This is a genomic window from Kitasatospora sp. NPDC059146 (assembly GCF_042786665.1).
Classification (GTDB): Bacteria; Actinomycetota; Actinomycetes; order Streptomycetales; family Streptomycetaceae; genus Kitasatospora.
In genome coordinates, this window is the sequence record NZ_JBHZCY010000047.1 from 15737 (window position 1) to 36320 (window position 20584).

Sequence of the window (20584 nt, forward strand, 5' to 3'; positions counted from 1 at the left end):
GTGGGCCCGGGGGGGTTTTGGGGCAGCGGGCCCCCCGGGGGGGGGGGGGGGTCACCGGGGGGGAGCGGGGGGCACAACCGGGGCGCGGGGGGGTCGCCCCCCGACGGGGTCCACCCCCCGGCTCCCCGGTCGCGCGCGGTGCGCGGCCGGACACAGCTCGACGCTGGCTGCTGGTGGCGGCGCCTGGGATCAGCGCTCTTCTTCGGCGGCCGTCGCGGTGGTGCTGGTGGTGAGACGGCCGCTCTCGTCCTGTATCTCCACGGCGATCTTCTTGAGCTCCGGCTCGAACTTCCGGCCGTGGTGGGCGCAGAAGAGCAGCTCTCCGCCGCTGGCGAGTACGACGCGCAGGTAGGCCTGGGCGCCGCAGCGGTCGCAGCGGTCCGCCGCGGTGAGCGGGCTCGCAGGTGTCAGAACAGTAGTCACGTCGCCTCTTCTCTAGCTCGACGAGCTGTCGTACCAGGGTCAACATCCAACCAGGCCGAAAACGTTCCCGCTCGTGGCTTTTCTTCTCTGAGGATTCTGCTGTGTTGATGAGGAGGTGCCCCGGGCGTCGGTGGTTCATGCGTACCGAATCCCGGGATCCGCCCGTCGCTCGAACGTCCGATCGGGACCGGGGTCGAGGTCCGCGTAGCATAATCCTCTGCCGGGTTGGAGCATAAGCCCCGTCCCGGGCCCCGGTAGCCTGCATAACGGCAGTTCCGGAGCCTGTGCCGGACCCCACGATCCGCCAGGACCGGTGGTACCGGGAGGAGATGGCGCCCCCGGGGCCCAAGCCCGGGCGCGGTCCTTGTTCGCGCAGCGCGTACAAGCTGCGCGGGGCCGGCCCGCCGTGCTGTGCACCCGTCGCAGGGGTGCGAGCACACAGAGCGACGACTGTCGGTGCGGCGTGCTGCACTGGCGGTTGGTCCGGATGCGTCCGGATGTGACCGATGAGACAGAACTTCACCGAGGAGAGTGCCGCGTGAGTGCCGAAACGACCGTGCCGTCCGCGCTGCTGGCCGGCGACGACGGTTCCAACTACACCGCGCGGCACCTGCTCGTCCTGGAAGGCCTGGAGGCCGTCCGCAAGCGCCCCGGCATGTACATCGGCTCCACGGACAGCCGCGGCCTGATGCACTGCCTCTGGGAGATCATCGACAACTCGGTGGACGAGGCGCTGGGCGGCTACTGCGACCGGATCGAGGTGCTGCTGCACCCGGACTCCTCGGTGGAGGTCCGCGACAACGGCCGCGGCATCCCGGTGGACGTCGAGCCCAAGACCGGGCTGTCCGGCGTCGAGGTCGTGATGACCAAGCTGCACGCCGGCGGCAAGTTCGGCGGCGGCTCCTACGCGGCCTCCGGCGGTCTGCACGGCGTCGGCGCCTCGGTCGTGAACGCGCTCTCCGCGCGGCTGGACGTCGAGGTCGACCGCAGCGGCCACACCCACGCGATCAGCTTCCGCCGCGGCACCCCCGGCATCTTCACCGAGGCCAGCCCGGACGCGCCCTTCGAGCCCGCCAACGGCACCACCAGGACCCGCAAGGTGCCCAAGACCCGCACCGGCACCCGGATCCGCTACTGGGCCGACCGGCAGATCTTCCTCAAGGACGCCAAGCTCTCCCTGGAGCACCTGCACAACCGCGCCCGGCAGACGGCCTTCCTCGTCCCCGGTCTGACCATCGTCGTGCGTGACGAGCGGCTCACCGAGAGCGAGCAGGTCGAGGAGTCGGTCTTCCACTACGACGGCGGCATCGCCGAGTTCTGCGAGTTCCTGGCCCCCGACAAGCCGGTCAGCGACGTGGTGCGGCTGCAGGGCGAGGGCACCTTCAAGGAGACCGTGCCGGTCCTGGACGACCTCGGCCACATGACCCCGACCGAGGTGACCCGCCACCTCGGCGTGGACATCGCGCTGCGCTGGGGCACCGGGTACGACACCACCCTGCGCTCGTTCGTCAACATCATCGCCACCCCCAAGGGCGGCACCCACGTCACCGGCTTCGAGCGCTCGCTGGCCAAGACCGTCAACGAGGCGCTGCGCGGCGCCAAGCTGCTGCGCGTCGCCGAGGACGACATCACCAAGGACGACGCCACCGAGGGCCTCACCGCCGTGGTCACCGTCCGGCTCGCCGAGCCGCAGTTCGAGGGCCAGACCAAGGAGGTGCTCGGCACCTCGGCGGCCAACCGGATCGTCGCGGCCGTCGTCGCCAAGGAGCTCAAGGCCTTCCTCACCTCGGCCAAGAAGGACCAGAAGCAGCAGGCCCGGGCCGTGCTGGAGAAGGTCGTCGCGGCCGCCCGCACCCGGGTCGCCGCCCGGCAGCACAAGGAGGCCCAGCGCCGCAAGACCGCGCTGGAGACCAGCTCGCTGCCCGCCAAGCTGGCCGACTGCCGCAGCGACGACGTCGACCGCAGCGAACTGTTCATCGTCGAGGGCGACTCCGCGCTCGGCACCGCCAAGCTCGCCCGCAATTCCGAGTTCCAGGCGCTGCTGCCGATCCGCGGCAAGATCCTCAACGTGCAGAAGGCGTCGGTGAGCGACATGCTCAAGAACGCCGAGTGCGCCGCGATCATCCAGGTGATAGGGGCCGGCTCGGGCCGCACCTTCGACATCGACCAGGCCCGCTACGGCCGTGTGATCTTCATGGCCGACGCCGACGTCGACGGCTCGCACATCCGCACCCTGCTGCTGACCCTCTTCCACCGCTACATGCGGCCGATGGTCGAGCAGGGCCGGGTCTTCGCCGCCGTCCCGCCGCTGCACCGGATCGAGCTCACCAGCCCCAAGCGCGGCCAGGAGAAGTACCACTACACCTACTCCGACGCCGAGCTGCGCTCCACCCTGCTGGAGTTCCAGCGCAAGGGGCAGCGCTGGAAGGAGCCGGTGCAGCGGTACAAGGGCCTGGGCGAGATGGACGCCGACCAGCTGGCCGAGACCACCGTGGACCCGCGCCACCGCACCCTGCGCCGGATCAACCTGGGCGACCTGGAGCAGGCCGAGAAGATCTTCGACCTGCTGATGGGCAACGACGTCGCCCCGCGCAAGGAGTTCATCGTGGACTCGGCGGCCACCCTGGACCGCTCCCGCATCGACGCCTGACGCGGCCGGCCGACGGGGGCCCTCCACCCACGGGTGGAGGGCCCCCGCGCCGTCGGTTCCACCCGGGGTCCACCCCGGCTCCGATCAGCGGGGAGCGCCGGATCCGTAGCGTCGGAGAGGTCAGCAACACGCCTCTCCCGGGACGGAGAATCCGATGGGATCCCTCGCCAACCTCCTCGTGATCGCCGCGGTGGTGGTTCTGGTCGTCGGACGCCAGATGCGCGTCCAGCGACTGGACACCGAACGCCGCTTCTGGCTGCTCCCGCTGATCCTGGGCGTGCTCGCGCTGCGCGACCCCCAGATCATCGACCACCAGCACACCGCGCTGTCGGGCGCCCTGCTCGCCGCCGGGCTGGTCACCACCCTCGCGATGGGGACGGTCTGGGGCTGGACCGTCCGGGTCTGGCGGGCCGCCGACGGCAACGTCATGGTCAAGGGCACCAAGGCCACCCTGGCCGCCTGGGGCGGCATGGTCGTCGTCCGGATCGGCCTGTACGCGGCCGGCTCGGCCCTGGGCGTCCACCAGGCGGGCAGCTCGCTGATGCTCGGCATGGCGGTCCTGCTGCTGGTCCGCTCGCTCGTGGTCAACTGGAGGGCCCGGACGCTGGAGCCCGCACGGGCGACCGCCCTCCTGCACTGAACCGTCGCCGTGAGCACCGAGGAGGCCCCCTTGCCCGGGTGGTACTGGACCCGCTGGCAGTCCCGGGAGGGACTTGAGCGCGAGGCCGAGAGCCGACCGCGGCGGGTCCTCACCGTGTTCGGCCGGACCGTCCTGCTGGTCGTCGTCGGCTGGGCGACCTTCTCCGGCGGCAGGTACGCCGGCTGGGCGGCGGCGGCCGCGGCGGCCGGGCTGGTCGCGGCCGTCGCCCTCAGCGTGCTGTACCTGAGGGTCAGCCGGGAACAGCGCCCCGTCCCCTCGTACCTGCTGGCCGCGGTGCTGATCGGCGCCGGCTGGCTCGCCAACCAGGGACAGGCCTACACGCTGGCCGACTTCCTCTGGATCGGGCTGGCCGTCACGGCCCTGATCCGGCTGCCGCCCGCGCCGGCCCTGCTCACCGCGGCGGCCGCGCTGGCCTCGTACACGGCGGCCTCCCCGGCGAGTTGGCTCAGCGTGGCCGCCACCGTCGGAGGGTCGCTGCTGGTCGGCTTCCTGCTGAGGCTGGACATCGAGGCCCGCGGCACCGCCCGTCGGCTGCTGGTCCAGGAGCGCGCCGTCCGGGCCGCCGAGGCGGAGAGCGCGGCGCTCGCCGAACGGGCCCGGATCGCCCGGGAGATCCACGACGTGCTGGCCCACAGCCTCTCCGCACAGCTGGTCCACCTGGAGGCGGCCCGGCTGATGCTGGACGCCGGGACGGACCGCGCGCAGGTCCGCGAACGGGTCGTGGCCGCACGGCGGATGGCCCAGGACGGGCTGGTCGAGACGCGGCAGGCGCTGTCCGCGCTGCGGGGGGAGTTCACCCCGGTCGGGGAGTTCCTGGTGGAGCTGACCGAGCGCGAGCGGGCTCCGCTCACCGTGACCGGTACGCCCCGGCCGCTGGCCGCCGAGGCCGGGCTGGCGGTGCGGCGCACGGCGCAGGAGGCGGTGACCAACGTCCGCAAGCACGCGCCGGGCGCCCGCTGCTCGGTCGAACTGCGCTACCTGGACGACGCGGTGGAGCTGGAGGTGCGCAACACCCGGGCGCCGCGCGGCCAGTCGACGGGCGAGCCGTCCTCCGGCGACCTGGCCGGGAGCGGCAGCGGGTACGGTCTGCTGGGGATGCGCGAACGCGCGGAACTGCTCGGCGGCACCCTGCTGGCGGGCCCGGAGGACGGAGGGTGGCGGGTGTTGCTGCGGGTGCCGGCATGAACGGCGGGGTCATCAGGGTGCTGGTGGCGGACGACCAGACGGTGGTGCGCGAGGGCATCGTGATGCTGCTGGGCCTGCTGCCCGGCATCGAGGTGGTCGGCGCGGCGGCGGACGGGGAGGAGGCCGTCACCCTGGTGGAGCGGCACCACCCGGACGTGGTGCTGATGGACCTGCGGATGCCGCGGGTGGACGGCGTCGAGGCGACCCGGCGGATCCGGGCCGCCCACCCGGGGACCGAGGTCGTGGTGCTCACCACCTACGCCGACGACGAGTCGCTGTTCCCGGCGTTGCAGGCCGGGGCGCGCGGCTACCTCACCAAGGACGCCGGCGGTGAGGAGATCGCCAAGGCCATCGCGGACGTCCGCTCGGGTGCGGCCGGACTCTCCCCGCAGGTCCAACTCCGCTTGCTGGAGCGGCTTTCGGAGGGGCCGGCGAAGAGCGGGCCGACCCTACCGACCGCGCCGACCGCACCGGCCGCGCCGGGCGTGCCGCCAGGCGTGCCGCCGGGCGGGAGGGGCGGTCAGCTGCCGGACGGGTTGACGCTGCGCGAGGCCGAGGTGCTCGCGCTGATCGCCGAGGGGCTCTCCAACGCGGAGATCGCCCAGCGGCTGTTCGTCAGCCAGGCGACGGTCAAGACGCACATCAACAACCTGTTCGCCAAGACGGCGGTGCGGGACCGGGCGCAGGCGGTCGCGTACGCCTTCCGGCACGGAATCACCGGTACGCAGCAGTAGTCGGATGAGCGTCCGTCAGATGATCGATCACCTCATTGAGTGAACGTATCTGCGATGGTCAGGGACGGTGTCCGGGGGCCTCCATGATGGTTGGGGTCAGAACGCCCGGCCCGCGCCCAGGAGCAGCAGTGCCACAGCAGCAGACCAGCAGTCCCGGACAGGGGCAGCGATTCGACTGGTGGGCCGCTCCGGCGGCCGCCGCCACTGCGTCCGAGCCGACTGCCACCCCCCGCCGAACGGCCGTACCGGGCCAGCCGGTTGCCACCCGTCCGGCCGCCGCCCGGTCGGCCGCCGCTCCCGAGCCGGTGGCCGCGCCGCCCGCCCCGGCCGTCGCCGCGCGGCCGGTCGCGCCACCCGCCGTACCGCCGCGGGTACCGGCCGCCGCCCCGCCGCTCGCCTCGCCCGCCGTACCGCCCGTGGTGCCGCAGGCACCGGCAGCGGCGGTGAGCACCACCGACAGCACCGAGGTCTACCGGAACGTCCAGGCCAGCGCGGCCTTCCAGGACATCCGCCGCAGCTACCGCTCGTTCGTCTTCCCGACCAGCGGCGCCTTCCTCGGCTGGTACCTGATGTACGTCGCCGCCGAGGCCGCCGCGCCCGGCGTGATGCGCAGCCCGGTGGTCGGCCCGCTCAACGTGGCCTGGGTGCTGGGCCTGCTCCAGTTCGCCTCCACCTTCCTGCTCACCTGGCTCTACGCCCGCAACGCCCGGACCAAGCGCGACCGCGCCGCCCTGGGCCTGCGCTGGGACACCCAGGACCAGCTGCGGTGACCGCCGCCACCGGCGTGCTGACCACCGCCACCCCGCCCCCCGTCGCCCCGGCCGGCCAGCACCACGGCCTGGCGATCGTGCTGTTCGCCGTGATCGTCCTGGTCACCCTGGGGATCACCCTCTGGGTCGGCCGCCAGGGCAGCGCCGCCGAGGACTTCTACACCGGCGGGCGCGACTTCACCCCGCTGCAGAACGGCTTCGCGCTCTCCGGCGACTACCTGTCCGCCGCCTCCTTCCTGGGCGTCGCCGGGCTGATCGCCCTGTACGGCTACGACGGCGTGCTGTACAGCATCGGCTTCCTGGTCGCCTGGCTGGTCGTGCTGATGCTGGTCGCCGAACTCGTCCGCAACGCGGGCCGGTACACCCTCGCCGACGTGCTCGCGCTGCGGCTGCGCCGCCGCAAGGTGCGGGCGGCGGCCGGCGGCGCCAGCGTCGTGGTCACCCTGCTCTACCTGGTCGCCCAGATGGTCGGCGCCGGCTCGCTGGTCGCCCTGCTGCTCGGCACCAACAGCGCCCAGGCCCGGACCTGGACGATCATCGCGGTCGGCGCGCTGATGATCGTCTACGTCACCATCGGCGGGATGCGGGCCACCACCTGGATCCAGATCGTCAAGGCGTTCCTGCTGATCGCCGGTTCGGTGCTGCTCACCGTGCTGCTGGTGGCCCGCTTCCACGGCGACCTGTTCGAGCTGATGCGCCAGGCCGCCCGGCACAGCGGCGCCGGTCAGCGCTACCTCGAACCCGGGCTCAAGTACGGCGCCACCTTCACCAGCCGGCTGGACTTCTTCAGCCTCGGCCTGGCCCTGGTGCTCGGCACCGCCGGCCTGCCGCACATCCTGTCCCGCTTCTACACGGTGCCCACCGCGCGGGCCGCCCGCCGCTCCACGATGTGGGCGATCGGCCTGGTCGGCGGCTTCTACCTGATGGCCATCGCGCTCGGCCTGGGCGCCACCGCACTGGTCGGCTCCGCCGAGGTGCGGCACGCCAACGCGGCCGGGAACACCGCCGTCCCGCTGCTCGCCCTGGTGCTCGGCGGCGGCAACGGCAGCACCGGCGGGGTGGTGCTGTTCGCGCTGATCTCGGCGATCGCCTTCGCCACCATCCTCGCCGTGGTCGCCGGGCTGACCCTGGCCTCCTCCGCCGCCTTCGCCCACGACATCTGGGCCGGCGCCTGGCGGAGCCGGCCGGGCCGGCGCGGCGCGGAGCGCACCGAGGAGAAGCCGAGCGAGCAGCAGGAGGTGGTGGTGGCCCGGTTCGCGGCCGGCGGGATCGGCGCGGTGGCGATCGTGATCAGCCTCTACGCCCAGCAGCTGAACGTCGCCTTCCTGGTCGGCCTGGCCTTCGCGGTGGCCGCCTCCTCGAACCTGCCGGTGCTGCTGTACAGCCTGTTCTGGTCGCGGTTCACCGCCCGGGGCGCGGTCTGGTCGGTGTACGGCGGGCTCGTCCCGGCGATCGTGCTGGTGTTCTTCTCGCCGGTGGTCTCCGGCTCGAAGGTGGCGCTGTTCCCCGGCGTCGACTTCCACTGGTTCCCGCTGGAGAACCCCGGGATCGTCTCCATCCCGCTCGGCTTCCTGGCGGGCTGGATCGGGACGCTCACCTCTCCCGAACCGGCCGACGCGGACCGCTTCGCCGAGCTGGAGGTGCGGGCCCTCACCGGAGCGGGTGCGGCGTAGCCGCCGTGACCCGGGCCGGTCGGGCGTCCGGGGGCGGTTGTGCCCTGGCGGGTCGGGCGTCCGGGGGCGGTTGTGCCCTGGCGGGTCGGGCGTCCGGGGGCGGTCACGCCCGGGCGGCCAGCCCGTAGCGGTGCTCGGGGCGGCCGGTGTCGCCGTAGCGCAGGGTCAGCCGCAGCCGGCTGTCCCGTTCCAGCTGCTTGAGGTAGCGCTGGGCGGTCGAGCGGCTCAGCCCGGTGGCATCGGCGACCTCCTGGGCGGACAGCGGCCGGCCCGCCCGGCGCAGCACGCCCAGCACCAGGTCGGTGGTGGGCGCCGAGTGGCCCTTGGGCAGCGTCCCGGCGGGCGCGGCGGCGCTGCGCAGGGTGGCGAACAGCCGGTCCACCTCGTCCTGGCCGGCCTCCCGGGCCGGGGCGGCCAGGGCGTGCCGCAGCTGGGCGTAGGAGACCAGCTTGTCCCGCAGCCCGGCGAAGGTGAACGGCTTGACCAGGTACTGCAGGGCGCCGTGCTGCATCGCGGCGTGCACGGTGGAGACGTCCCGGGCGGCGGTCACCATCATCACGTCGCAGGTCACCTGGCGTTCCCGCAGCCGGCGGACCAGCGCCAGGCCGGTCTCGTCCGGCAGGTGGTGGTCGAGCAGCAGGAGGTCCACCGGGCGGCGCTCCAGCGCGGCCAGCGCCTCTCCGGCCGAGTGGGCGGTGCCGGTGACCCGGAAGCCCGGCACCTTGGCCACGTAGGCGGCGTGCACGTCCGCGACCCGGAAGTCGTCGTCCACCACGAGTACGTCGATCATCACGCCTCCACGAGCTGAGTGGTGAGCAGGGCCTCGGGCAGTTCGACGGTGAACCGGGCGTCGCCGAGCGGGCCGGTGTCGAGCACGATCCGGCCGCCGGTCCGTTCGACCAGCCGCCGCACCATCGCCAGGCCCAGCCCGCGCGGACGGTGCGCGGGCGCGTCCTTGCTGGTCCACCCCTCCTCGAAGACCTGCTCGCGCAGCTCCTCCGGCACGCCCGGGCCGCTGTCCGCGACCTGCAGCAGCAGGGTGGAGCCGGCCGCCGCCAGGGTCACCTCCAGCCGCCCGCCCGGGCCCGTCCGCCCGCTGCCGCCGGGCACCAGGGCGTCCACCGCGTTGTCGATCAGGTTGCCGAGCACCGTCACCAGTGCCCGGGCGTCCACCACCGCGTCCGGCAGGTGCGCCGCCGGGGCGAGCACCAACCGCACCCCGCGCTCGTCGGCCACCGCCGTCTTGCCCGCCAGCAGCGCCGCCACGTGCGGGTCCTGCACCTGTTCGGCGATCCGCGCGGCGACCACGGCGTGCGAGCCGGACTGCTCCGAGATGAAGGCCACCGCCTGCTCGTGGCGGCCGAGTTCGAGCAGGCCGAGCAGGGTGTGCATCCGGTTGGCGTGCTCGTGGTCCTGGGCGCGCAGCGCCTCGGTGAGGCTGCGGGTGGTGTCCAGCTCGCGGACCAGCGACTCCAGCTCGGTGCGGTCGCGCAGCGTCACCACGGCGCCCTCGGCGGTGGCCGTCCGGTTCACCACCAGCACCCGGTCGTCCCGGACGGCCGGCAGGTCGGTGCCGGTGATCCGCCCGGTCAGCACGTCGGCCAGCCGGCCCGGCGGCAGCACCGCGGCGATCGGGCGGCCGGTGCACTCCCCGGGCAGGTCGAGCAGCCGCAGGGCCTCGTCGTTGGCCAGCCGGATCCGGCCCCGTTCGTCCAGCGCGACCAGGCCCTCGCGGATGCCGTGCAGCATGGCCTCGCGCTCGACCAGCAGGGCCGAGATGTCGGCCAGCGCGATGTTGTGGGTGCGGCGCTTGAGCCGGCGGGCCAGCACCAGGGTGGCGACGGTGCCGGCGGTCAGGCCGGCGGCGGCGCACAGCAGGATGCCGGTGAGCATCTTCAGCAGCCGGCGGCGGATCGAGTCGTCGCTGATGCCGACCGACACCTCGCCGACGATCCGGCCGTCCGTCGTCCGCAGCGGCACCTTGCCGCGGGCGGTGCGGCCCAGGGTGCCCTGCTGGATCGCGGTGACGCTGCGGCCGGCCAGTGCCGGCTCGGGGTCGGTGCTGACCCGCTGGCCGATCCGGCCCGGGTCGGTGTGCGAGAGGCGGATGCCGTCCAGGTCGGTGACCACGACGAAGCTGGCGCCGGTGGCGAGCCGGATCTGCTCGGCGTTGCGCTGCGCGGTGACGACGTCGCGGGCGTCGGCGGCCCGGGCGAGGGTCTCGTCGGTGGCGGTGGCCTGGGCGATGGACAGCGCCCGCTGCATGGCGTCGTGGTCCAGTTCGCTGCTGACCGGGGCCAGGAACAGCCCGGCGGTCAGGGCGGTGACGCCGACGGTGACGACGGTCTGGCTCAGCAGGAGCTGGGCGAAGACCCGGCGGGGCCAGTGGGGGAGCTTCATCCGGGCCTCCTCTCGGCGGCTGGGTGTGGCGGGGACCCACCAGGTGGGGGCCTGCTGGGCGGGGTCCTGCGGGGCGGGGTCCCGAGGGGCGGGGTCCCGAGGGGCGTGGTTCTGAGGGGCGTGGTTCTGAGGGGCGTTGTTCTCAGGGGTGGGGTCCTGAGGGACGGGGCCGCCAGGGGTGGGGTCGGGACACCCTATGTTTCCGACGTGTTTCTGTCAGCCCGCGTCCCCGCAGTTGTAGCGGAAGCAAAAGGAGCAGAACACCCCTCAATGCGGAGAAGTCGCACTACGCGCAGATGGCTCCCGTCGGGGCCGGGCCCGCTCCTACCTTTCCGGGGCAAGCACTGATCCGGGAGGAATGAATGACCGATACCCCGGCGATCGAGCTGACCGGCGCGACGAAACGCTTCCGCACCCCCTCCGGTGCGCTGCACACCGCCGTCCGCGATCTCGATCTGACCGTCGCCCAGGGCGAGTTCGTCGCCGTCGTCGGCCCCACCGGCTGCGGCAAGTCCACCACGCTGACCCTGGTCAGCGGCCTGGAGGAGCCCACCGAGGGCGAGGTCCGGGTGTACGGCGAGCCCGTGCGCGGGATCGACCCCAAGGTCGGGTTCGTCTTCCAGCAGGACGCCGTCTTCCCCTGGCGCACCGTGCTGTCCAACGTGATGGCCGGGCCGCGCTTCCGCGGCGTGCCCGCCGCCGAGGCGAAGGAGCGGGCCCGGGACTGGCTGGGCCGGGTGGGCCTGGCCGCCTTCGAGGACCGCTACCCGCACCAGCTGTCCGGCGGAATGCGCAAGCGCGTCGCACTCGCCCAGACCTTCGTCAACGACCCGACCATCCTGCTGATGGACGAGCCGTTCTCGGCGCTGGACGTGCAGACCCGCGCCCTGATGTCCGACCAGCTGCTGGAGCTGTGGGCCGGCACCGGCTCGTCGGTCGTCTTCGTCACCCACGACCTGGACGAAGCCATCGCGCTCGCCGACCGGGTCGTCGTGATGACGGCCGGACCGGCCACCGTCAAGGAGGTCTTCACCGTCGACCTGCCACGACCGCGCACCGTGGAGGCCGTCCGGCTGGAACCGAGGTTCGTCGAGCTGTACCGCGAGATCTGGGCCTCGCTCGGCGAAGAGGTGCGCATCACCCGGGAGAGAGGAGCGGGTCGTGCCGCTTGAGACCGCGTCCGAGACCGCGTCGACCGCCGCCGGGAAGCCCCCGGCCGCCACGACCAGAACCGAGGCCCGCGAACGGGCCGCCCGCAACCGGAAGTTGACCGTCTACGCGGCCCGGCTCGGGGTGCTGGTCGCCTTCCTCGGCCTGTGGGAGGTGTGCGCCCGCACCGAGGTCATCGACCCGTTCAACTTCTCCCAGCCGTCCAGGATCTGGGACCAGATCTGGCAGTGGACCACCCACGGCACCGCCCAGGGCTCGCTCGGCGAGCAGATCGGCTACACCCTGTACGAGGCCCTCACCGGCTGGGTGATCGGCGTGGTCGGCGGTGTGCTGCTGGGCATCGCGCTCGGCCGGGTCCGCTTCCTGGCCGACGTGTTCGGGCCGTACATCAAGGTCCTCAACGCCATCCCGCGGATCGTGCTCGCCCCGATCTTCCTGATCTGGTTCGGCCTCGGCCCGGCCTCCAAGGTCGCCTCCGCGGTGGTCCTGGTGTTCTTCCCGGTGTTCTTCAACGCCTTCCAGGGCGCCCGCGAGGTCGACCGCAACCTGGTCGCCAACGCCCGCATCCTGGGCGCCGACAACCGCAAGGTCACCCTCCAGGTGGTCATCCCCGCCGCCACCACCTGGATCTTCACCAGCCTCCACGTCAGCTTCGGCTTCGCGCTGATCGGCGCGATCGTCGGCGAGTACATCGGCGCCACCAAGGGCCTCGGCCTGCTGGTCGCCGCCGCCCAGGGCACCTTCAACGCGGCCGGGGTGTACGCCGCCATGACCATCCTCGCCGTCGTCGCGCTGCTCACCGAGGGGCTGCTGACCTTCGCCGAGAAGAGACTCTTCCGCTGGAAGCCCGCCGACGCGGGCGACGGCCGCTGAACTCCCCCCACCCGTACGCACCGAGAGGTTCCCCCACGATGCGCAGAGCTCTCACTGCCGTCCTCGCCGCCGCCCTGCTCGTCCCGCTCTCCGCCTGCGCCAACGACGCCGCCACCTCGTCCCACGGCGCGGCCCCGGCCGGGCAGCAGGTCGACGGACCCAAGGTCAAGATCATGGTCGGTGGCCTGGACAAGGTCATCTACCTGCCCGCGATGCTCACCCAGCGGCTCGGCTACTTCGCCGAGGCCGGCGTCAACGTCGAACTGCTCACCGAACCGGCCGGCGTCAACGCCACCACCGCGCTGCTGGCCGGCGACGTCCAGGGCGCCGTCGGCTTCTACGACCACACCATCGACCTCCAGGCCAAGGGCAAGCACGTCGAGTCCGTGGTCCAGTTCGCCCAGGCCCCCGGTGAGGTCGAACTGGTCTCCGCCAAGCAGGCCGACGCCATCAGGTCCGGCGCCGACTTCAAGGGCAAGAAGCTCGGCGTCACCAGCATCGGCTCCTCCACCGACTTCCTCACCAAGTACCTCGCGGTCAAGAACGGCGCCTCCGTCAGCGACTTCAGCCCGATCGCGGTCGGCGCCGGGCAGACCTTCATCGCCGCCCTCCAGCAGGGCAGCATCGACGCCGGGATGACCACCGACCCGACCGTCGCCACCGTCCTCGACAAGGGCCTCGGCAAGATCCTCTACGACATGCGCACCCCCGAGGGCTCGCGCCAGGCGCTCGGCGGGCTCTACCCGTCCTCCTCGCTGTACATGAACACCGAGTGGGTCGAGAAGAACAAGGACACCACCCAGAAGCTCACCAACGCCTTCGTCAAGACCCTCAAGTGGATGTCCACCCACAGCCCCGAGGAGATCGCCGCGAAGATGCCCGCCGACTACGCGCAGGGCGGCGCCGAGCAGTACGCGGCTGCCATCAAGTCCACCCTGCCGATGTTCACCACCGACGGGGTGATGCCCGCCGACGGGCCCAGGACCGTGCTCGCGGTGCTCGCCGCCTTCCACCCGGACGTCAAGGGCAAGGAAGGGACGATCGACCTGGCCAGGACGTACACCACGGAGTTCGTCGGCAAGGCCGCCGGCTGACGCCCGGCCCTCGCGGCCCCGCGCCCACCCCCACGGGCGCGGGGCCGCCGTGGTGCTCGGACCCCCCGCTCTGTTCCCCGGCTCGGTTCCCTGGCTCGGTTCCCGGCTCAGATCCCCCGTACGGAGAGCACGTCCATCCGCGACGGCGTCCCCGCCGCCTTGCCGCAGCTCTCCGGGCGCGCTGGCTCGCTCACCGACTCGATCACGTCCACCTCCCAGGCCCGCCCGTCCCGGTGGATCACCGCCACCAGCCAGCGGCCCGGGCCGTCCACCCGCTGCGCCAGGGTCAGCGCGTCCACCCCGGTCTCGCCGATCGCCAGCCGCACCGCGTGCTCGGCCGCCTGGCCCGGCCGCTCCCAGCCCGAGCAGCCCCGCGACCACTCCGGCACCATGTGCCCGGCCGCCGTCGCCGCCAGCACCTCCTTGGCGCTCTCCGGCGTCAGCCGCCCGTACGCGTAGCCGTACGGCAGCACCAGCATCGTGGGGGAGAAGCGGTGCCCGCCCAGGTGGGTGACCTCCCACACCTCGCTGTGCCCGGCCGCCGCCAGCTCCGCGGCCAGCGGACGGCCCAGCAGCGCGCAGCAGCGGTCCCGGCGGCCGTTGGTGCACACCAGCGCCAGCGGGCCGCCGACGTGCTCCACCCCGAAGCCCGTGTGGTCACCGGCGCCCAGCGCCGCGAAGTCCAGCCCCAGCAGCTCCGCCGGATCCGCCACCTGCGCCCGGCGGACCCAGCCGCGGCCCGGCACCGCGTGCGCCACGACCACCTCGTGCCGCGCCGTCGGCAGGCAGTCCGCGTGCCGCCCGGGACGCCGGATCAGGGCGACCCGTACGCCGGTACCCGCCGCGGCGGCCTCCAGCGCGCGCCCGACCGCCCCGTCCAGGTGGCTCTCGTTTAGAGCCTTCGCGCCCCAGGGGCCGTTCTGCTCCAGCAGCAGCCAGGTGGTCGCCACCGCCGCCGTCGCGGTCAACGGCTCCGAAAGTTCACGCGAGAGGGTCGCACAGGTGCTCACCCGGGCAAGGCTACCCCCGGCGGTCCGGCCCGGCCCGGGGGCCGCGCAACGCCCGCGACCAGGCCCGGAGCGGCCGCGACCGGCCCCGGACGCGCCGGAGGGCGGGGCACCCGCAGGCACCCCGCCCTCCGACCCCGTCAGCACGGGCGAGCCGTCACGCCGGGCCGGCCACCACCGCGATCGGCGCCGTCACCGGCGTACCCGAACCGTCCCGGCGCGGGTCGCGCTCCGGCAGGTCGACCGGCACGCCCTTGGCACCGGCGGCCCGGGCCGGGGCGGCACCCGCCCAGGCGAACGCCAGGCCGTCCTCGCCGCGCAGGAAGCGCTGGCAGCGCACACCGCCGGTCGCCCGGCCCTTGCGCGGGTACTGCTCGAACGGGGTGACCTTCCAGGACGACTGCTCGTCACCCGACAGCGTGCCCGAGGCGCCCGCCACCGAGACCACCACCGCGTCCACGGCCGGGTCCACCGCCGTGAACGACAGCACCCGGGCGCCGTCCGACAGCTTGACGCCCGCCATGCCACCCGCCGGACGGCCCTGCGGACGGACCTGACCCGCCGGGTAGCGCAGCAGCTGGGCGTCCGAGGTGATGAAGACCAAGTCCTCCTCGCCGGTGCGCAGTTCGACCGCGCCCACCAGCTCGTCGCCGTCCTTGAGGCCGATCACCTCGAACTCGTCCTTGTTCGCCGGCCACTCCGGCACCACCCGCTTCACCACACCCTGCACCGTGCCCAGCGCCAGCCCCGGCGAGGACTCGTCCAGCGTGGTCAGCGCCAGCACCCGCTCCCCGGCCTCCAGCCGCAGGAACTCCTCCACCGCGGCCCCGCCCGCCAGCGTCGGCGAGGGCATCGGCGGCAGCGCCGGCAGGTCGATCACCGGCAGCCGCAGCACCCGGCCCGCGGACGTCACCACACCCACGTCCGCCCGCGCCGTGGCCGGCACCGCCGACACGATCACGTCGTGCTTCGCCCGCTTCTCCGACAGCTCGAACGGCTCACCGTCCGCCGTCCGCGCCAGCAGCCCCGTCGAGGACAGCAGCACCCGGCACGGATCGTCCGCCACCTCCAGCGGCACCGTCAGCGCCGCGGCCGGAGCCGCCCCCGCCTCCAGCAGCACCGTGCGCCGCTCCGTCCCGAACTGCTTGGACACCGCGCCCAGTTCGGACGACACCACACTGCGCAGCCTGGTGTCCGACTCCAGGATCTCGGTCAGCTCCGCGATCTCCGCGTTCAGCTTCTCCTTCTCCTGCTCCAGCTCCACCCGGTCGAACCGGGTCAACCGGCGCAGCGGCGTGTCCAGGATGTAGCCGGTCTGCGTCTCCGACAGCGAGAAGCGCTCCATCAGGCGCTCCTTCGCCTGCTGGGCGTTGTCACTCGACCGGATGATCGAGATGACCTCGTCGATGTCCACCAGGGCCACCAGCAGGCCCTCGACCAGGTGCAGCCGCTCCTGCCGCTTGCGGCGGCGGAAGTCGCTGCGCCGGCGCACCACCGTGAAGCGGTGGTCGACGTAGACCTCCAGCAGCTCCTTGAGGCCCAGCGTCAGCGGCTGCCCGTCCACCAGCGCCACGTTGTTGATGCCGAAGGTCTCCTCCAACGGCGTCAGCTTGTAGAGCTGCTCCAGCAGCGCCTCCGGCACGAAGCCGTTCTTCACCTCGATCACCAGCCGCAGCCCGTGCTCGCGGTCGGTCAGGTCCTTGACGTCCGCGATGCCCTGCAGCTTCTTCGCGTTGACCAGGTCCTTGATCTTCGCGATGACCTTCTCCGGGCCGACGTTGTACGGCAGCTCGGTCACCACGATGCCCTTGCGGCGCGCCGTGACGTTCTCGATCGTCGTGGTGGCCCGGATCTTGAAGGTGCCGCGGCCCGACTCGTACGCGTCCCGGATGCCCGACAGGCCCACGACCCGCCCGCCCGTCGGCAGGTCCGGACCGGGCACGAACCGCATCAGCGTGTCCAGGTCCGCGCTCGGGTGCTTGATCAGGTGCCGGGCCGCGGCCACCACCTCGGACAGGTTGTGCGGCGGCATGTTCGTCGCCATGCCCACCGCGATGCCCGTCGCGCCGTTCACCAGCAGGTTCGGGAACGCGGCCGGCAACGCCAGCGGCTCCTGCTCGCTGCCGTCGTAGTTCGGCCCGAAGTCGACGGTGTCCTCGTGGATCGACTCCACCATCGCCATCGAGGCCGCCGTCAGCCGCGACTCGGTGTACCGCATCGCCGCCGGCGGGTCGTCGTTGCCCAGCGAACCGAAGTTGCCGTGCCCGTCGATCAGCGGCAGCCGCATCGAGAACGGCTGCGCCATGCGCACCACCGAGTCGTAGATCGACTGGTCGCCGTGCGGGTGCAGCCGGCCCATCACCTCGCCCACCACGCGCGCGCACTTCACGTGCGCCCGGTCCGGACGCAGGCCCATCTCGTTGGCCTGGTACAGGATCCGGCGGTGCACCGGCTTGAGACCGTCCCGCGCGTCGGGCAGCGCACGCGAGTAGATCACCGAGTAGGCGTACTCCAGGAAGGAGCCCTGCATCTCGTCCACGACGTCGACGTCGAGGATCCGCTCCTCGAAGTCTCCGGGCGGCGGGGTCTGCGAACTGCGGCGGGCCATCGCGGCGGGGCTCCCTTACGTGTCGCTGGCTGTGTCGTCGGCCGGACGCCGGGCGTCCGGTCCGGGCACCGGACGGGCTTCGCCGCCCCGGCTCCCTGATTCACCGTCCTACCGCCGCGACCCGTCAACCGGGCGCGACCGACAGGGCACGGCGCCCCCATTGTGGACCCTCGCGCCGACACTCCCGGTCAGCGGCCCTCTTCCGCCCCTGGCGAACGCCGCATCCGCGCGGACACAAACACGCCTCCCGCGCGTTGCACCACAATGGGGGACGCCACACGAACCCCGACATCGACGACGGGAAGGACCCGAGCGCATGGCCAACCCGGCCCCCGCCTCCAGCCGAGGCATCGCCATCACCGAGCACCGCCTGGCCAACGGCCTGCGCGTCGTCCTCTCCGAGGACCGACTCACCCCGGTCGCCGCGGTCTGCCTCTGGTACGACGTCGGCTCCCGCCACGAGGTCAAGGGCCGCACCGGCCTCGCCCACCTCTTCGAGCACCTGATGTTCCAGGGCTCCGCCAACGTCACCAACAACGGGCACTTCGAGCTCGTCCAGGGCGCCGGCGGCTCGCTCAACGGCACCACCAGCTTCGAACGCACCAACTACTACGAGACCATGCCCGCCCACCAGCTGGAGCTCGCCCTCTGGCTGGAGGCCGACCGCATGGGCTCGCTGCTCGCCGCCCTCGACGAGACGTCCATGGAGAACCAGCGCGCCGTCGTCAAGAACGAACGCCGCCAGCGCTACGACAACGTCCCGTACGGCACCGCCTTCGAGAAGCTCACCGCGCTCTCGTACCCCGACGGCCACCCGTACCACCACACCCCGATCGGCTCCATGGCCGACCTCGACGCCGCCACCCTGGAGGACGCCCGCGCGTTCTTCCGCACCTACTACGCGCCCAACAACGCGGTGCTCTCCGTGGTCGGCGACATCGACCCCGAGCAGACCATCGCCTGGGTCGAGAAGTACTTCGGCTCCATCCCCGCGCACGACGGCAAGCAGCCCCCGCGCTCCGGCGAACTCCCCGACACCATCGGCCGCGAACTGCGCCAGGAACTCGCCGAGGACGTCCCCTCCCGCGCCCTGATGGCCGCCTACCGCCTGCCCCACGACGGCACCCGCGACGCCGACGCCGCGGACCTCGCGCTCACCATCCTCGGCAGCGGCGAGTCCAGCCGCCTCTACAACCGGCTCGTCCGCCGCGACCGCACCGCCGTCGCCGCCGGCTTCGGCCTGCTGCGCCTCGCCGGCGCCCCCAGCCTCGGCTGGCTCGACGTCAAGACCTCCGGCGACGCCACCATCGCCCAGATCGACGCCGCCGTCGACGAGGAGCTCGCCCGCTTCGCCGCCGAGGGCCCCACCCCCGAGGAACTCGAGCGCGCCCAGGCCCAGATCGAGCGCGAGTGGCTCGACCGGCTCACCACCGTCGCCGGCCGCGCCGACGAACTCTGCCGCTACGCCGTCCTGTTCGGCGACCCCAAGCTGCTGAACGACGCCCTCCCCAAGGTCCTCGACGTCACCGCCGAGGAGGTCCAGGCCGTCGCCAAGGCCCGGCTCCACCCCGACAACCGGGCCGTCCTCGTCTACGAGCCGACCGCGACCGCCGCCGATGACGCTTCCGACGCCGCTTCCGAAGAGGAGGGTGCCGCCGTATGAGCACCGACTACGTCCCCGCGATGACCTTCCACCCCCAGCCCCAGCCCGGCACCCCCGGCCCCTGGGCCTTCCCCGCCCCCGAGCGGGCCGCCCTCGGCAACGGCATCACCGTGCTGCACTGCCACCGGCCCGGCCAGCAGCTGGTCGCCGTCGAGGTCCTCCTCGACGCCCCGCTCGCCGCCGAGCCCGAGGGCCTCGACGGCGTCGCCGCCATCCTCGCCCGCGCCCTCAACGAGGGCACCGACACCCTCACCGCCGAGGAGTTCGCCGGCGAACTCGAGCGCGCCGGGGCCACCCTCGACGCCCACGCCGACCACCCCTGCATCCGGGTCGCCCTCGAAGTCCCCGCCTCCCGGCTCCAGCGCGGCCTCACCCTGCTCGCCGACGCCCTGCGCGCCCCCGCCCTCCCGGCCGAGGAGATCGAGCGCCTCGTCGCCAACCGCCTCGACGAGATCGTGCACGAGCAGGCCAACCCCGCCCGGCGCGCCGCCAAGGCCCTCTACGCCGAGCTCTTCGAGGCCGCGGACCGCCTCTCCCGGCCCCGCAGCGGCACCGCCGACACCGTCAAGTCGATCGACCGCGCCGCCGTCAAGGCCTTCTACGACGCCCACGTGCGCCCCGCCACCACCACCGTCGTGGTGGTCGGCGACCTCACCGGCGTCGACCTCCCCGCCCTGCTGGAGAGCACCCTCGGCACCTGGACCGGCACCACCGCGGAACCCTCCGCCCACGCCCCGGTCACCGGCGACGACCACGGCCGCGTCCTCATCGTCGACCGCCCCGGCTCCGTCCAGACCCAGCTGCTGATCGGCCGGATCGGCCCCGACCGCCACGACCCGGTCTGGGCCGCCCAGATCCTCGGCACCTACTGCCTCGGCGGCACCCTCACCTCCCGCCTCGACCGCGTCCTGCGCGAGGAGAAGGGCTACACCTACGGCGTCCGGGCCTTCGCCCAGCCGCTGCGCTCCGCCGCCGACGGCAGCGGGCGCTCGCTGCTCGCCATCAGCGGCTCGGTGGACACCGCCTCCACCGCCCCCGCGCTCGCCGACACCTGGACCATCCTGCGCACCCTCGCCGCCGAGGGCCTCACCGACGCCGAGCGCGACGAGGCCGTGCAGTTCCTGGTCGGCGTCGCGCCGCTCAAGTACGAGACCGCGGGCTCGGTCGCCGGCACCCTGGCCGACCAGGTCGAGCAGTACCTCGCCGACGACTACCAGGCCGAGGTCTACCGGCAGCTGGCCGAACTGCCCACCGCGGCGGCCACCGAGGCCGTGGTCGCGGCCTTCCCGCCGGACCGCCTGATCACCGTCCTGGTCGGCGACGCCGCCGCCATCGAGGCGGACGTGCGGGCGCTCGGGATCGGCGAGGTCACCGTCGTCGGCTGACGCCCTCCGACGTCCCCTCCGGCCCGGTGGAGCGCTTTCGCTCCGCCGGGCCGGACGCGTTCCGGACGCGTCCGTAAATCCGTTGCGGGTCCGGCCCGTTCCGTGGATAGATGTTCCCCGACGCACACCACGTGCGAACTGCGAGCAGCGAAGGGAGGCGGTCACCATGCGGGTCGAGCAAGCCATACGACGACGCTCCCCGAGGCCGTATCTCCCATGCCTCGCCACGGCTGCCTGAGCGCACCCGTCCCCGAACTTCCCCGAGCCGCACCGGGATTCTCTTTCGCG

At 73.0% G+C, this 20584-nt stretch carries 16 protein-coding genes; 11 read left to right on the plus strand and 5 right to left on the minus strand.

What is annotated here, in order from left to right:
• Positions 1–189: 189 nt before the first annotated feature.
• Entirely contained in the window at positions 190–423 is a 234-nt protein-coding gene (locus ACFXPX_RS20965; RefSeq protein WP_375889296.1) for a hypothetical protein, read from the minus strand.
• Between the two features lie 538 nt (positions 424–961).
• Between ACFXPX_RS20965 and ACFXPX_RS20970 the strand changes: the two genes are divergently transcribed.
• From ACFXPX_RS20970 to ACFXPX_RS20995, 6 genes are all read left to right on the plus strand, one after another.
• Positions 962–3073: a type IIA DNA topoisomerase subunit B gene (locus ACFXPX_RS20970; protein WP_380529964.1), complete on the plus strand. Its 2112-nt coding sequence runs from the start codon at positions 962–964 to the stop codon at positions 3071–3073.
• A 154-nt stretch (positions 3074–3227) separates the two neighbouring features.
• The gene (locus ACFXPX_RS20975; protein ID WP_375889290.1) at positions 3228–3713 is read left to right on the plus strand and encodes a DUF1453 domain-containing protein; all 486 of its coding nucleotides are present in this window, start codon (positions 3228–3230) and stop codon (positions 3711–3713) included.
• Positions 3714–3743: 30 nt separating this feature from the next.
• Entirely contained in the window at positions 3744–4919 is a 1176-nt protein-coding gene (locus ACFXPX_RS20980; protein WP_375889287.1) for a sensor histidine kinase, read from the plus strand.
• Entirely contained in the window at positions 4916–5653 is a 738-nt protein-coding gene (locus ACFXPX_RS20985) for a response regulator (protein WP_380527107.1), read from the plus strand. Before ACFXPX_RS20980 ends, ACFXPX_RS20985 begins: the two co-directional genes overlap by 4 nt.
• 128 nt (positions 5654–5781) lie before the next feature.
• Positions 5782–6423 (plus strand): DUF485 domain-containing protein, encoded by a 642-nt coding sequence (locus tag ACFXPX_RS20990; RefSeq protein ID WP_380527109.1) that lies wholly within the window; start codon positions 5782–5784, stop codon positions 6421–6423.
• Positions 6420–8096: a cation acetate symporter gene (locus tag ACFXPX_RS20995; RefSeq protein WP_375889279.1), complete on the plus strand. Its 1677-nt coding sequence runs from the start codon at positions 6420–6422 to the stop codon at positions 8094–8096. Before ACFXPX_RS20990 ends, ACFXPX_RS20995 begins: the two co-directional genes overlap by 4 nt.
• Positions 8097–8199: 103 nt before the next feature.
• On the opposite strand, the gene ACFXPX_RS21000 is transcribed toward ACFXPX_RS20995, so the two are convergent.
• Positions 8200–8886: a response regulator gene (locus ACFXPX_RS21000; protein ID WP_380404239.1), complete on the minus strand. Its 687-nt coding sequence runs from the start codon at positions 8884–8886 to the stop codon at positions 8200–8202.
• A complete protein-coding gene (locus ACFXPX_RS21005; RefSeq protein WP_380642727.1) occupies positions 8886–10496 on the minus strand; it encodes an ATP-binding protein in 1611 nt (536 codons plus the stop codon). The genes ACFXPX_RS21000 and ACFXPX_RS21005 overlap by 1 nt, the downstream gene beginning before the upstream one ends.
• Positions 10497–10858: 362 nt before the next feature.
• On the opposite strand from ACFXPX_RS21005, the gene ACFXPX_RS21010 reads away from it, so the two are divergent.
• The 3 genes from ACFXPX_RS21010 to ACFXPX_RS21020 are packed head-to-tail and all read left to right on the plus strand — an operon-like array spanning position 10859 to position 13633.
• A complete protein-coding gene (locus tag ACFXPX_RS21010; protein ID WP_375889273.1) occupies positions 10859–11668 on the plus strand; it encodes an ABC transporter ATP-binding protein in 810 nt (269 codons plus the stop codon).
• Positions 11658–12539: an ABC transporter permease gene (locus ACFXPX_RS21015; RefSeq protein ID WP_375889270.1), complete on the plus strand. Its 882-nt coding sequence runs from the start codon at positions 11658–11660 to the stop codon at positions 12537–12539. Before ACFXPX_RS21010 ends, ACFXPX_RS21015 begins: the two co-directional genes overlap by 11 nt.
• Positions 12540–12577: 38 nt before the next feature.
• Positions 12578–13633, plus strand: coding sequence for an ABC transporter substrate-binding protein (locus ACFXPX_RS21020; RefSeq protein WP_380527114.1), 1056 nt, complete (start codon positions 12578–12580; stop codon positions 13631–13633).
• A gap of 107 nt (positions 13634–13740) precedes the next feature.
• Here ACFXPX_RS21020 and ACFXPX_RS21025 read toward each other — a convergent pair whose 3' ends face one another.
• Entirely contained in the window at positions 13741–14643 is a 903-nt protein-coding gene (locus ACFXPX_RS21025) for a sucrase ferredoxin (RefSeq protein ID WP_380642729.1), read from the minus strand.
• Between the two features lie 154 nt (positions 14644–14797).
• Complete coding sequence (locus tag ACFXPX_RS21030; protein WP_380527118.1) at positions 14798–17248, minus strand: DNA topoisomerase (ATP-hydrolyzing) subunit A; 2451 nt, start codon at positions 17246–17248, stop codon at positions 14798–14800.
• A 316-nt stretch (positions 17249–17564) separates the two neighbouring features.
• On the opposite strand from ACFXPX_RS21030, the gene ACFXPX_RS21035 reads away from it, so the two are divergent.
• Both ACFXPX_RS21035 and ACFXPX_RS21040 read left to right on the plus strand, forming a co-directional pair.
• Positions 17565–18911, plus strand: a complete 1347-nt coding sequence (locus ACFXPX_RS21035) for a M16 family metallopeptidase (protein ID WP_380642731.1) — start codon at positions 17565–17567, stop codon at positions 18909–18911.
• Complete coding sequence (locus ACFXPX_RS21040; RefSeq protein ID WP_380404259.1) at positions 18908–20296, plus strand: M16 family metallopeptidase; 1389 nt, start codon at positions 18908–18910, stop codon at positions 20294–20296. The genes ACFXPX_RS21035 and ACFXPX_RS21040 overlap by 4 nt, the downstream gene beginning before the upstream one ends.
• The last annotated feature ends 288 nt before the right edge of the window (positions 20297–20584 follow it).